At 36.5% G+C, this 14,836-nt stretch carries 12 protein-coding genes; 2 read left to right on the plus strand and 10 right to left on the minus strand.

Going from position 1 to position 14,836, the window contains the following annotated elements; translation table 11 throughout:
- Positions 1-17 precede the first annotated feature (17 nt).
- From NST21_RS16155 to NST21_RS16180, 6 genes are all read right to left on the minus strand, one after another.
- Positions 18-947 carry an ABC transporter permease gene (locus tag NST21_RS16155; RefSeq protein WP_053346402.1) on the minus strand — a complete coding sequence of 310 codons (930 nt, stop codon included), beginning with the start codon at positions 945-947 and terminating at the stop codon, positions 18-20.
- On the minus strand, positions 947-1,876 hold the full coding sequence (locus NST21_RS16160; protein WP_053346403.1) for an ABC transporter permease: 930 nt from the start codon (positions 1,874-1,876) through the stop codon (positions 947-949). The genes NST21_RS16155 and NST21_RS16160 overlap by 1 nt, the downstream gene beginning before the upstream one ends.
- A 128-nt stretch (positions 1,877-2,004) precedes the next feature.
- Complete coding sequence (locus NST21_RS16165; protein ID WP_340890194.1) at positions 2,005-3,639, minus strand: peptide ABC transporter substrate-binding protein; 1,635 nt, start codon at positions 3,637-3,639, stop codon at positions 2,005-2,007.
- Between the two features lie 901 nt (positions 3,640-4,540).
- Positions 4,541-4,654: a DUF1572 family protein gene (locus NST21_RS28910; protein WP_377428799.1), complete on the minus strand. Its 114-nt coding sequence runs from the start codon at positions 4,652-4,654 to the stop codon at positions 4,541-4,543.
- 437 nt (positions 4,655-5,091) lie between these two features.
- Complete coding sequence (locus NST21_RS16175; protein ID WP_201224171.1) at positions 5,092-5,526, minus strand: DMT family transporter; 435 nt, start codon at positions 5,524-5,526, stop codon at positions 5,092-5,094.
- Between the two features lie 245 nt (positions 5,527-5,771).
- Positions 5,772-6,308, minus strand: coding sequence for a GNAT family N-acetyltransferase (locus tag NST21_RS16180; RefSeq protein ID WP_340890195.1), 537 nt, complete (start codon positions 6,306-6,308; stop codon positions 5,772-5,774).
- Positions 6,309-6,678: 370 nt separating this feature from the next.
- On the opposite strand from NST21_RS16180, the gene NST21_RS16185 reads away from it, so the two are divergent.
- On the plus strand, positions 6,679-7,572 hold the full coding sequence (locus tag NST21_RS16185; protein ID WP_340890196.1) for a helix-turn-helix domain-containing protein: 894 nt from the start codon (positions 6,679-6,681) through the stop codon (positions 7,570-7,572).
- A 380-nt stretch (positions 7,573-7,952) separates the two neighbouring features.
- On the plus strand, positions 7,953-8,552 hold the full coding sequence (locus NST21_RS16190) for an exonuclease domain-containing protein (RefSeq protein WP_053346408.1): 600 nt from the start codon (positions 7,953-7,955) through the stop codon (positions 8,550-8,552).
- Positions 8,553-8,658: 106 nt separating this feature from the next.
- Here NST21_RS16190 and NST21_RS16195 read toward each other — a convergent pair whose 3' ends face one another.
- The 4 genes from NST21_RS16195 to NST21_RS16210 all read right to left on the minus strand — a co-directional run bounded on the left by NST21_RS16195 (position 8,659) and on the right by NST21_RS16210 (position 14,676).
- The gene (locus NST21_RS16195; RefSeq protein WP_340890197.1) at positions 8,659-11,043 is read right to left on the minus strand and encodes a YhgE/Pip domain-containing protein; all 2,385 of its coding nucleotides are present in this window, start codon (positions 11,041-11,043) and stop codon (positions 8,659-8,661) included.
- A 419-nt stretch (positions 11,044-11,462) separates the two neighbouring features.
- Complete coding sequence (locus NST21_RS16200) at positions 11,463-12,461, minus strand: NAD(P)H-dependent flavin oxidoreductase (protein WP_057218961.1); 999 nt, start codon at positions 12,459-12,461, stop codon at positions 11,463-11,465.
- 171 nt (positions 12,462-12,632) lie between these two features.
- Entirely contained in the window at positions 12,633-13,376 is a 744-nt protein-coding gene (locus tag NST21_RS16205; RefSeq protein ID WP_057218962.1) for a Cof-type HAD-IIB family hydrolase, read from the minus strand.
- 307 nt (positions 13,377-13,683) lie between these two features.
- Complete coding sequence (locus NST21_RS16210; protein ID WP_340890199.1) at positions 13,684-14,676, minus strand: cation diffusion facilitator family transporter; 993 nt, start codon at positions 14,674-14,676, stop codon at positions 13,684-13,686.
- Positions 14,677-14,836 lie beyond the last annotated feature (160 nt).

The raw sequence follows: 14,836 nt of genomic DNA on the forward strand, positions 1-14,836 counted from the left end.
TTTATGTTAGGACTCATTTATTTCCGTAGTTTTGGATCTAGGGCATCCTGTAGTCCGTCACCAGCTACATTAAAGGCGAACATGGTTAATGAGATCAATATCGCCGGGATTAAAAGTTGATAGAAATTTCCTACCAAAATGCTTCCCAGAGCATCACTGGTCAATGTTCCCCAGCTTGCCTGAGGTGCTGGCACACCCAGTCCCAAAAAGCTTAGAGTAGCTTCGGCAAAAATCGCCGTAGGTACAGTCAACGTTAAATTGACAAGGATCGGTCCCATTGTATTTGGAATCATGTGTTTTCTTAAAGTCCAGCTCGTATTAGCACCAGAGATGGTTGCAGCATGAATATATTCATTCTCTTTTAATTGTAAAACCTGCCCTCTTACCAGCCGGGCCATAGGAATCCATCCTGTAATCGACATGGCTATGATTATCGGCAATATACCAGGTTTTAATACGACCATCATCAAGATAACCATCAATAGGTAAGGGATCGCATAGATCACTTCAGCAAACCTCATCATTATATTATCGGTGCGTCCGCCACGAATGGCTGAAATCCCGCCATATAGGACACCAATTAAAAAGTCTATTAGCGCCGCCATCAAGCCAATGAACAAGGATATCCTTGCACCATACCAAGCTCGCGTAAATAAATCCCTTCCTGATGAATCCGTCCCAAACCAATGCTCGGCATTGGGGCTAAGATTCTTTTTCTCGAAATCTTGACCATAATAAGTATATCCGTTAATATACGGACCAAAAATAGCCAGCAAGACCAACAGGATAATTAGAACAAACCCCGTCATTGCTAGTTTATTTTCTTTAAAGCGACGCCAGACGTCAGACCAATATGAAACCGTTGGCCTAGCAATTTTTTCAGCTTCCTTAAAGTTTCCTTCAGCGGGTAGGAACATATCTTCGGTTAAATGCACTTTATCTGCCATTATTTTTTCTCCCCCGTCACTTTAATTCTAGGATCAATCAACGTATAGGCTATATCAACGATGAATATCAATAGGATAAGCACTGCACTATACACAATTGTGGAACCAAGAATGACCGGATAGTCTCGATTGGATATTCCCTTTACAAACATATCTCCCATGCCCGGAATACCAAAAATACGTTCAATAATGAAGCTTCCTGTAACGATATTAGCCGTTAGGATACCAAGAATCGTGATAATCGGCAATAAAGCATTTCGGATCGCATGTTTGATTATGACACCGCTACGTTTTAACCCTTTAGCCTTTGCGGTCAAAATGTAATCTTGTCCCATTACTTCAAGCATGCTTGTCCGCATCAATCTGGCAATGAAAGCAAGAGGCATCATCGACAGGGCAATGGATGGTAATATGGTATGCTGCCATGTCGCCCATGTAGCAACAGGGAATATATGCCATTTTATTGCAAAATAATTGATTAAAATAGTCGCCAAAATAAAGTTCGGAACAGATATCCCGACGATGGCAATGACCATTGATAAATAGTCAGGCCATTTATTTCGTTTCAGTGATGCCACTACACCTAAAATGAGCCCAAAAAAGATGGCAATCACCAGTGCTTGCGCTCCTAAATGCAAGGACACTGGGAATCCCTTCAAAATGTAATCATTCACAGAAATGGATGAGGATTTCAAAGAGGGACCAAAATCAAATTGAACGACTTCCAACAAATAATTTCCATATTGGGTCAACAAAGGCTTGTCCAATCCATAGTGGACTTGAAGATTTTCATAAACAGCGGGAGGCATTGCTCCTTCTTTCGCAAATGGATTTCCCGGAATCGTATGCATTATGATGAACGTTAATGTAATAACCGCCCATAAAGTAATAATCGCCCATTTAAAACGATTTAATGTATATCTCAACATGGTAATCACCCCAATCATCGATTTTCTAAGGAGTTGAAAACGGAAATGAATTCATGAAATATTCAAATTCGCAATTGAAAAATGGGGTATGTCCATAATCGGACATACCTCCTATTTTCATCCTTCTTTTATTTTTTATCCGCGTAAATAAAGTTCGGATAAGCGTTTATTGGTGCATAAACCCCAGTAACATTCGATTTAACCATATATGGTTTTGTATAGAAGTAAACCGGGAGAATCGGCATTTCATCAATCAGAACTTCCTCTGCTTTATGCAAAGCAGCCATCCGTTCTTTTGGTTCCATTGTAGATTTCGCCTCTTTTAAGTATTTATCATATTCTTTGTTGGACCAATCCGCATCATTATAGGCACCGTCTGTCTCCCAAAGCATGAATGTCATCGGATCAACATAGTCACCAACCCATCCTGCACGGGAAATCTCGAAGTCCCCAGCTTTTTCACGGTCAAGTTTAACTTGGAATTCAGCATTTTCAAGTGTAACTTCAACACCTAGGTTATCGCGCCACATTCCTTGAACGGCTTCAGCAATTTTTTTATGAGAATCTAATGTATTATATAAAATTGAAAAATCAGGAAGTTCTTTCATGCCTTCTTCAGCTAGTCCTTCTTTTAACAATTTCTTAGCTTCATCAACATTTTCCGCAAACAGGTCACCTGTATTTTCCTGGAAATCACCACTAGCATCAGGAATACCTGGCGGGACTACTCCAAAGGCAGGCTTTTGACCACCTTGAGCAACATTATCCGTAATTTTTTTACGTTCGATAGCCATTGATAACGCTTTTCTTACTTTAGCATTATTGAAAGGTTTTACTTTAGTATTAAAGTTGTAATAGTAGACAGCAAGTTCTGCTCCATTTTTGAATTCTTTATCTCCAGAATTAACCAATTGACCTTGTACATCCACTGGTAGTGGATAAGCGATGTCCAATTCGCCACTCTGATACATTTGCCATGCAGTATTTTCATCTTCAATTAGAGCAAAATTAACGGCATCCAATTTGATTTTATCTTTATCATAGTAATTTTCATTCTTTTCGATTTTCAGGCTTTCTTTATGTTTCCACTCCGTTAACTTGAATGGACCGTTTGATACATGTGTTTTGGCATCCAAAGCCCATTTCGGATTTTCTTCTTGTACCTTTTTATCGATCGGGTAGAAAGTATAGAAAGAAGTCAAATCAAGAAAATATGGTGTAGGCTGCTCCAATGTAACCTCTAATGTAAGGTCGTCCGTTGCTTTTACTCCTACATCCTCTTCCTTGCCTTTTTTACTGTTGTAAGCTTCCCCGCCCTTAAGATAATAAAGTTGGTAAGCATAATCAGCAGCTGTTTCTGGTTTCAATGCATATTTCCAAGCATATTCGAAATCATTCGCTGTAAGCGGATCTCCATTTGACCATTTCAAACCATCTTTCAATTTAAATGTCCATTTTAATCCATCTTCACTGATCTTCCATGATTCTGCAACACCTGGTACGATTTTGCCTTCTTCTGTTTTCTTAGTCAGTCCTTCAAACGTATGTTCAAGAATCCATGATTCATGAGTTCCTTGCGCATTAGCAGGATGAAGCGAACCAGGTTCACTTGAGTTGTTTACATTTAATACTTTCGATTTGGCTGAGTCACTCGAGCCACCTTCTTTTTCATTCGAAGTTTCCTTCGAACCGCTGTTACATGCTGCAAGAACCAGCATAATAGCCATTAGAAGCGTAAGCACTGAAAATTTAGACTTTTTCAAAAAATATTCCCCCTCATCTTTAGTCTTTCTTGGAGTATCCCTAGTTTAAGAGATTATCCTTCTGCCATCTATTAACTTCTGGTTTAGTACACTAAATTATTCTGCGAGGATAGTTAGAAGTATTCATAGCAGAAACTCACCAAAAATAACTAGCGAAGCGTTTGCATAAATTTACGTTTTTTCTCAAAAACCCAAAATCAGCAGTTTTATAGCTTAAAACCACCTTCCTTTCAACCTCGCAAAAGGGTACTATACTTTGAATTAAAGATGTTGAATATTAAGTATATTACGAATAAATTAAAAAATCAATAAACCAATGAGTACTTTTTCACAAGATAGGTATTAAATGCTAGTAATTTTGATTTATATAGTAGGTAAAAAGAAATGAAACATTAACTTATTTCAACTCCAAACCCCTTCATTATGCGTTTCATTTAGACTCACAAGTACAAATCACTATATTTATATTTACTTGATTGGAAGCTATATTTGATCATCTTATTATACATATTTTTCTCATTATTCAGAAGAGGTTGAATCATTAAGTGACTCAACTTCCCAAGTTAACCACTTTTTTTAGATTCCATTTTTGAATAAGGGTCACAGAAGTGATCAAACTTTTTTCAAAACAAGCTCTTTCTATTTGTTATTTTTAAGGTCATTAGTATCATTTGAGCAAACTTTATTCTAAAACAACACCTGTGGTCTTTAGTACGTCTTAATGAACCAAGGTCGTTCACCCAAAAAAAAACACAATTCCTTGTACAAGGATTGCGCCTGAATACTTAATAAGCTTAATTCTCTTAAAAAAGCCTCTATAAAAGGTTAACTCAATAGCTGCTTTCACCTATGTTTTTTAAGCTTGTGTAGCAAGTATTCTTCCGATTTTCCTTTTTTGGAACTAAGGGGCTTCCCAATTCTCATCTTTTAATTGATTACCAATATAAAAAATTTGTCCTAATGTCTGTCTCTCTATTGCTCTAAGTACTGTATGACTTTCACCACGAATATAAATATTCTTTAAAAAATCTTGTTCTCCTAAATTAGGGGGCGGACAATTTAGTTCACGGGATCATGTCCCACGCACCTGTACGTCCTACCCTAGCTCCTGATATAAAAGATTCTATTAAAAAAAGATCAACTAAAAAAAGATCAACCAGTAAAAACTGGCTAATCTTAAAATACGAACGCACCCGTTAGCTTAATAAACCAACTTGTACATAATAATGTCATCGACATATTCACTTTCATTACCCACTAGCCAATCACATACAAAAATTGGTTAATCAGAGAAATTATGATCGCACTTATGGATGTCAGTCACGCTGCCCCACAGGATCCATGTCCGAAGTTTAGTTGCTTTAATGACTAATCCGTGCTTCAAATGTCCAATATTCATTTTATGCCCTCATTAAAACATAATAATTCTAAGCATTTTATTTCTGTTCTACTTCACTTATGATTAAATAAATACAATGACACAAAGAGTAAACAAATACCTGCTATCTTTTTCGCATCCAATGGAATACGTACCCCACCCAATAAGCCAAAATGATCAATGACAGCTCCAATCAGTATTTGTCCTAAGATAACCCCAACTAATGTAGGGGCCACTCCAATTTGAGGGACTACTAAGACGATGACTATGACATAAATAGCCCCTAAGAGACCACCTATCAGTTGCCATTTAGGTACAGAAGTGATAGCTGAAATATTTCCATTTCCTGCAAACAAAACAATAAATAATAAAGCAAGTGTCCCGATTCCAAAGGAAATGAAAGAGGCTTCAATGACCCCTACTTTTTTTCCTAAACCGCCATTTATCTGTCCTTGAATTGCTATTGTAATGCCGCCTAGGACCGCAAGTAACGGAAATAAAATTTTCACAATAAATATGCTCCTTTTCATGTCCAATGGACGTGATGATGAATTCATTTAATTTTATCATGAAAAATATGTATAGATTCCCTTATTTATCAAAACAAATGGTAATATGCAGATTCTTTCTTTATATACAAAAAAAGGCCCAAAAGGCCAGCCCCGATATCCTTTTACATCTTTTTATTAAACTATTTATCAATGATTCTGCCTTATTTAATTGGGGAAACTGACTAAACTAGGTGATGTATCAGCTAAAACTCCGTATATAGCAAGGAAAATATCACGGCATCATGCGATTGATTACGAAGAAATATATAATTTCTAAGATTCCCCTCTTGCTTAAAACCAAATTTCTTTAAAAGGTTAGTGGATGCAATATTATCAGGGAAGGTTAATGCAGCCATTCGATGTAAGTTTAATTCTTCAAATGAATAACGTAATACTTCTCTGACAGCTTCCGATGTAAAGTGTTTCCTCCAATAATCCGGATGGATTTCATACCCTATTTCAGCACGTTTATTAGATATGCTCAAATGATTAAGACCAACAGTACCAATAAATTTCCCGGAATCTTTCACCAATACTCCCCATCGAATCCCCCTTTTGTTTATATATGCACTTTTAAACGAGTCTATTAATCGACGAGCCTCTTCCACTCGAATTAAGCTTTCTATCCCATCATATTTGGTTACTTCATCTTTTGAGAGAATTTCAAACAGACTTTCCGTATGCTGGTGACCTATTTCGATTAAACGCAGCCTCTCTGTTTCTAACTCTTGAAATCTCATCCTACAATACCCCCCGTGGATTCACTATCTTCTTTATTCTATTTGTGAAAAAGAGATACCTGTATTAATGGACAATACTTTTCAATAATTTCCTTTCCTTAAGGTTTAATGCAGAATCGGGATGCCCGCCCTTAGTAATCAAATCTCTAATAATTTGTGAGAGAATAACACTGTAAACCGTTCCGTTCCAACCATACCCGCCCGAGATGCGATAGTAAGCTTTCCAATTAAAAAGGAAGGATAGGGATTTCAAAGGATACAGCAGTTTTAAAAGTAGTTACATAATACTATCTTTTCAGTAATCATATTGAAAAAAAAAAAATTATGTTACAATAGAAAATCTAGACATAGGTATAAAGGGGCAATTGCAATGAAAATAGAGGTTGGCTCTGTTATCAACGAATTAAGAATAAAACAAAATCTCACAAGAGAAGAATTAGCAAAAGATATTTGCGAGCCTATTACCTTGTTAGATTATGAAAGAAGCATCTCATCACCAACAATTGATGAGTTGGGACTATTAGCAGATAAACTTAAAGTTGATCTTTCTTATTTTTTTACTACCAAAAATGAACCGATTTATAATTACATAGAAACTATTAAATTATTAATAAACAGATATAAACGTACACGTAATTATGAAGCAATCTATGAAATCGTCCAAAAAGAAATGGCAATGGCACCGGAAAAATCCATATCATTTTATCAATTCTTAAAATGGCATGAGGGTATGTCTTTTTTTTATTTGTTCAAAAATAAACAAATGGCTATTGATTTATTAAATGAGGCCATTCAGATTACAATGGGCAAACGGGTAATTCTTCATCAACAGGAGATAGAAGTTTTAAATAGTATTGGAATTATTCACTTTAAAACAAAGGATTACGATGAGGCTATAATCATCTTCAATGAAGCATTGGAATTTATCGAGAATATTCCTCATGTGAATCAGGAAGGTACAATTTTGGTAAAAATCATTCATGGATTAGCTCAAACCTTAACCGAACTTCATTGCTATCAAGAGTCATTAAATTATACGCTAAAAGGCATTAATATTTGTAATTCTATCGAATCTTTATATTTATTTGCAGAACTTCATTTTCTTACCGGGAAAAATCTGATTCATCTTCAACAACAGAATGAAGGACTGCAATATTTAAATCACTCCAGAACCATATTCAGTATTCAAAAAAACGAAGAATATGTACAAATAGTCGACCATGAATTAGAAAGAATCTTACAATCTATACTAGTCCTGAATTGAATTATACAAAGGTAGAGATTGCTTTAAAAAGCATTTCTCTATCTTTTTTAGTTTCCTATTATTTCATATCAATAAGAAAGTGATCCTCTAATATTTAGTGATTAAGCATAGAAATTACACTAACAATAGAAGATCTAACTAAATTTTTCTCGCATAAAAGTTAACCGATTACTCAGTCACCTCTATGCTTCCCATGAGCATCTTCAATAATTTTTCCTTTATTACTCAAATTCATATGTACCTAGCTATCGTCTATAAAATTTTAACAATAAATTAATTGAAATCTCAAAGGAACACTATCATATAGAAATACGCCACTTTCAATAGGCAACCAAAATCAGATATAATAGATAAAAGTAGCCAAAATGGAGGAAAATTAATTGTCTAATAGATTAGGTTTAGTACTAGACGTAGAGACAACTGGATTGCGTCCTACTTCTGATGAAATTATCGAACTTGCCCTTATTCTTTTTACCTATAGCAGCGAAACCGGTGAAATTATTAACCTTGTTGATCAAGAATCGTTTTTAAGAGAGCCCCTCTCTTATCAAGCAAGAAGGAATTATGATCAAGCATACAGGGTTCATGGAATTCCATATAGCTCAGTCGAAGGAAAAAGCTTTCACGATGAAAAAATAAAATCTTTTATAGATCGTTCTGACTCAATTTTTGCCCATAATGCTTCATTCGACAGAAGTTTCCTCTACCATATGTATCCAGAAATCAATAACCATCAGTGGTTCTGTACAATGCGCAATGTCCCATGGAAACAATACGGTTTTGTAAATAGTAAACTCTTAACATTGCTGCGGGCTCATAACATCACAAATTTCCAAACACACCGGGCAATGGACGACATTTCTTATCTAATGGAGCTGCTGCGAAAACCTAGTCCTTCGGGCTATCCCTATTTAAAAGATGTTATTGCTAAAAATCCTATGAAAAAATATGCCCCTTCGTCTCAAAAATCTTGGGTATAATAGAAAAGCAGGAAATTCTAAATAAATTTCCTGCTTTTCTATTTAAACTTCCTGGTAAAAATACAAAAAAACAGCGAACCCTATTTGAGTCGCTGTTTTTTCATTATTATTCGCCTGCATCTTCCGTAAATAAGTTTTTCATCTTTTTATATCTATAAAAGAAGTATACGAAAGATAGTATTAATGCCACTACAAGGAAAATGGCAAGTATACTAAGGTTATGCCACATGAATCCAAAGTCTCCAGTTGAGATTACTGCTCTAAAAGCATTAATCGAATACGTCATCGGTAAGAATGGCGTGAACCCTTGCAGGAAGCTAGGAACTAATTCATTTGGGAAAGTTCCGCCGCTGCTGGTCAGCTGTAGAATTAATATGAGTAACGCTATAAAACGACCTGGATTATCAAAGGCTGAACCAAGAAATAGAATGATAGCCATAAATGTGCAGCTAGCAAGAATGCTTACTACAAAAAATAATGGCAGACTAGTGACTTCAATTCCAAGTCCTAATATTAATATCAAATCCACCAATATAGCCTGACATATTCCTATAATAGCCATGACCCCGTATTTACTAATAAACCAGCTGAATCCATTTGCAGGAATAACAGCAGGATCTCTTAATGGGAAAATGATTGTCAGAACGATTGCCCCAATAAATAAACTCAATGAAATTAAATAAGGTGCAAAGCTAGTTCCATAGTTTGGCACATTATTAATAGGCAATTTATCAACCTTTACTGGACTTGCAAACATGTCATAAACATCTTCATCGGCTTTTATATTACCTGCTTCGCTTGCTCCGTCTTTCAATTCGTCATGTAATTCTTCCGAACCATCTGAAAGTTTGGCGATTCCATCTTGAAGCTTAATAGCTCCATTCGCTAACTCTCCCATGCCACTTGTAAGACTTGATGTACCTTCTTTTAACTTATCTGTTCCAGTAATCAGACTTTTCGAACCTTCTGATAGCTGAGAAGTTCCATTTGATAATTGCTTCGACCCATCTTCTAATTGATCAAGCCCACTGACCAAATTATTGCTGCCTTCCGTTAATTGTCCAAGTCCACTCTGTGCTGAATCTATACTTTCGCCAAATGTTGTCAATCCAGCTACTAATTGACCCTGTCCGCTTTGCAGATCATTCGCTCCATTGGCAAGTTTATCTTGAGCTTGTTTTAATTGAGTAAAACCACCGCTGAGCGCATTGGTGCCTTTTCCTAACTGATTTGCCCCTTCACTAAGACTAGTGCCTCCCTTAGCAATTTCAGAAGCACTTGCGGATAGTTTTCCTACTCCTTCAGCTACTCCTCTACTTCCTTCACTAATTCCAGATAGAGAAGCAATTAATCCTTCTAAACGAGCTTTCTCTGCAGGATCATCTGCAGTTTGAGATTGTTGTTTTAAACCGGAAATAACTTCTTCCAATCCGGCCGCAACGTTCGATGCCCCTGCTTTTGCTTCACTCGTAGCAGCACTCCAATCGGACAAAGAACCTGAGAGCTGGCTTGCACCAGTAGCAACACCATTTGCCCCCTCGGTCAGAGTAGGCAGCTTTTCTTCAATCTGATTGAACCCTTCTAAAGATTGTTGCAGCCCTGAAGCTAATTCCCCAGAACCTGCTTCAGATTTTTTGGCTCCTTCTAAAAGTTTTGATTGCCCATCTTTCATTTGTCCAATCCCAGAACTAAATTGTTGCAAGCCTTGATTAAGTTCTTTCGAGCCAGAAGCTGCTGAACCCACTCCATCCGAAAAGGTCAAGGACTTTTCAGCTAATGTTTCCAGGTTTTTATGGATTTCAACTGAACCTGAATGTAGAGAACCAATTCCTTCATCTACTTTTTGTGAACCTTCTTTAGCAGAGTTAATTCCCTCTCCTAGTTCGTTAGACCCGTCTTTTACCTTATCGGTCCCGTCTTTCAGTTCGCCTGCTCCATCACTGGCGGATCCAAGTCCATCAGCAACTTCTTTCAAATTATCAAACATTGACTCAGCATAGGTTTTTGTAACGGCCGCAGAAACCTCACCTTTAATTTTCTCGGAAGCTGCGTCACCTATCTTAGTAGAAATATAGTTATACCCTTCATTTGATGTATAAATTAAATCAAGTTTTTCCGGATTTTCTTCTTGCAAGGTAGTTGCATTTTTCGAAAAGTTTTTCGGAATTTCAATCTTCATGTAATAGTCCTGGTTCGCCAGGCCTTCATTCGCTTCTTTTTGACTGACAAAATGCCAATCAAAGTCCTTTTTCTCCTTTAACTCTTTCACTAAGTCTTTCCCAATGGTAAGTTCTGATTCGTTAAGCTCGGCTCCTTCATCCATATTGACAATGGCAACCGGCAATTGATCGACCTTACCATACGGATCCCAAAATGCCCATAAAAATGTCCCGCTATAAAGTAAAGGAACACTAATAATTCCTAATATAGAAATGAGAATTATTGGTTTTTTTATAATAGCCAATAATTCACCTTTCAGCGATTTTAACACACTATCAAATCCTCCTATACGACAAACATGTCGTTTATTTACTCTACTTCGGTGTAAAGCGAATTGAAAATACATTCATGACTGCTTATCATCTAAAATATATATATTTTATTTCTTTACTATAAATATATATTTTCTTCTAGAAAAATTATGACTATATTGTTCATCCGGTCATTATCACGAAAAATAATATAACATTTCTACTGCTGGATATCAAATTTATTTACTTTTTTTAAATCACATAATTTTTCTTCTTATCTGTAGTATTTTTGAATGGTTATTTATACAAGATTATGTAATCCGTTAAAATAATGTATTCTAAAATAGTATGTAACACTAAAAAAAGGGTACCCATAATGGATACCCTCTTCAAACAAAAAAACAACAAAATTCGAACAACTTGATAAAGCGCTTTCAAATCACTTTGATATAATACCCTTTAATTTACCCGCCTGCTCGGTTAATCTCTCAAGGGATTCCTGATACTCTTTTTCTAGCTGTTTGATGATACCAGCAGTGGTATCTATTTGTTTTATCGCCCCTACACCATGTCCTGCGGACCAAATATCACGCCATGCTTTAGAATCTGATGATTTAGACATGCTGTCAAAATCGACATTTTCTTTTTTTGCTAATTGATCTGGATCCATACCTGCCTTTCTAATACTTGGTTTCAACATATTACAATTAACCCCGGAAAATGCATCAGTCAAGATAATGTCATCATGATTCGACTCGACAAGCATTTCACGATATGCATCATTTGCCCTGCTCTCTTTTGCCACGATAAAACGTGTACCCATATAAGCAAGATCCGCTCCGGCAGCTTGAGCAGCTAAGATGCTGTGACCTGTACTAATGGATCCAGCAAGCAAAATGATTCCATCCCAGAACGTCCTTACACTGTCAACGAAAGCAAAACTATTTATCTCACCCGCATGTCCGCCAGCTCCTGAAGCAACTAAGATCAATCCATCCACACCTGACTCTGCAGCTTTTTTGGCAAATTCTACGCTGCTGACATCTGAAAAGACCAACCCACCATAGCTATGTACGACATCTACAACATGTTTTGGAGACCCAAGAGATGTAATAACGATGGGAGGTTGGTGCTTTTTGACTAATTCCAATTCTTCTTCAAGACGGCTATAAGTTCTGTGAACAACCATATTCATTGCCCATGGAGCAATTTTCTTGCTGGGTTCTTTATCTCTTGCTGCAATTAGTGTGTTATTTATATCACCCATCCATTGATCCAGTACTTCTATCGGCCGAGCATTCGGTGCTGGAAAAGAGCCAATTACTCCATTCAAACAGCATTCTTTCACTAATTCAGGACCAGAAATTAAAAACATAGGCGCTGAGATAACTGGTAAAGATAATTGATTCCACCAGTGTTCTGGTACAGTTCTTCTCATCTATAAAACCTCCCATTTTTAATATATTACCAAAATATAACACTATAAGATTATCATACTTCTTAAAGACAAAATTTTCAAGAAATTATTTTCAGCGGCAAAATACCACATTTAACGAGTTAAATTTAAATAAAAAGCTGTATATGGATTAAATCCACATACAGCTTTCAATTAATTGGAGAGCACCCATTTTTGGATTGCTTTAGCCACTCCATCTTCTTGGTTAGTCGCAGTGACCCAATCTGCTTTTTCCTTAACTATCTTTTGAGCGTTACCCATCGCTACACCCATCTTTGCTTCTTGAATCATGGCAAGGTCATTTAGACTATCTCCTACTGCCATTACATTATCCATTGTAATATTAAGCAATGAACAAACAAGGTCAATTGCTTTCGCTTTATTGACTCCAAGTGCATTCACTTCAATATTCGTTGGACTTGAATTGCTTATTTCAAGATTTCCTTTTGATTTAAGTTCGTCCATAATAGTTTGGCGAATGGCTTCATCTTTTGTATCAAAGCCGAATTTAAGCCATTGCGAGTCATGAATTCGTTGAGGCATTTCAGCCCTATATATACTATCACAACTAATTGCCCAAAAATGCGTACTATGCTTTTGGCTTAATTCCCACATCCATTGTATGGATTCACTATCGACTATATTTCTTTCCACCAATTTCCCTTGATTGTCGTAAATTTCACTACCATTAACCGTAATAAGATATGACTGAAGCTCCATTGACTTTGCAAAATCACTGCAAGTCGCATAGGATCTTCCAGTGCTTAACACTACAAAAACCCCCTGATTTTCTGCTTCTTTAATTGCTTTCCGATTTTCCGCAGAAATCTCTCCCGCTTCATTTAGAAGTGTCCCATCCATGTCGAGCGCTACTAGTTTAATTTCTGGTTTATTCATTCTTATTCACCCTTTCTGAATTCTTCTCTATGTACATAATTCCATAATAGCGTATATTGCTTATCCAAGGAAAGAACGTGATTCAATGAACAGGTTTCAAGGTCACAAAAATTTTGTGACCTTTTAGCATTTTATTTAGATTTATATTTATATTTATATTTTATTAATTTTAACTATCTTGCATAAATAAATGTTACTTTTTTATTTAATATTATCCTTAATCAAACCTAATTTGATTTTCTATTCTCAATAGAAGCCCATACACCAATTAGACAAGATTCACATTTTGGAGATATGACACTCCCTTCTATTTATCTTGTTTCCTTTCATTTAGTTCCTTATTAAGTTCACCTTCCCAATTAGCAACGCCGTCATTTTCATCAAATTCTATAATGACATCCGTTACCCCTCTTTCCTTGAAAATTTCATCAAAGAGCCGGTCTTTAATGTCATCAGCCTGGGCGATAGAAATGTGGGCATCAAGTTCTACCTCTAATTCCACATGAAAATCTTCTCCTTCTTTTAATACCGCCAGTTTTTGGATATCTCTCACATCCGGATCACTCATGACCATAGTTCCTATTTTCTGACGCATCTCAATATCAGCTTCACCAAGAGCTCCCGCTGCATTATCAAGAAAAACCCTTCCAACCACATAAAACATACCGAGACCAATCATGACAGAAGCAACACCTTCTGCTTGAATAAAGGGTGTGAAATTCGCCAACAATATGGCTACTAACGCCAGTAAACCGCCACCTGTTGCGACCATATCTTCCATAAATACTAATTTCGTTGCTGGTTTTGCACGTTTTAAACCAGCGAAGCTTTTATAGATGACTGCAGTTCCTTTCGCCTCTATCCCCGCTTCATGTACTACTTCTTTCATCGCTTTAAATAATACATATGATTCCAACAAAACCGCTAACGAGAGAACGGACAAATTAATTATCATCCCACTTGACTCTACTGGATGCAAGATGTGATGAAATCCTTCTTTTATCGTTTCATAAGACATGATCCCAACAACCAACACAGCCCCTAAAAGAACTAGGTTAACCAGTCGACCGAATCCATCTGGAAAACGATTTGTTGGTGACTTTTTACTTAATGCGGAACCAATGAAAACGAAAAACTGGTTCGCAGCATCCCCCAAGGTATGCAATGTTTCCGCAAACATAGCCACATTCCCCGTCATGAAATAAGCTATCCCCTTTAACACAGCGATAATACTATTCACACAAGCGGCAATAAATGCCGATTTATTGCCTTGTTTTAATAACCGGAATAATTCTTTCATAATAGAGGCCCCCTTTACTTTTAATAAGCTTTTATAATATTGTATTATCCCCAACGCTGTATTATATGAAACCAAAAAAGGGAAAAAGCTCTATCTATTTCAATTGAGTTCAACATTCTTGTCATGAATGATTTGCCAACGTGCATTTCAATAGTGCCCC

This window comes from Peribacillus sp. FSL K6-1552 (genome assembly GCF_038005205.1).
In the GTDB taxonomy this organism is placed as follows: Bacteria; Bacillota; Bacilli; order Bacillales; family DSM-1321; genus Peribacillus; species Peribacillus butanolivorans.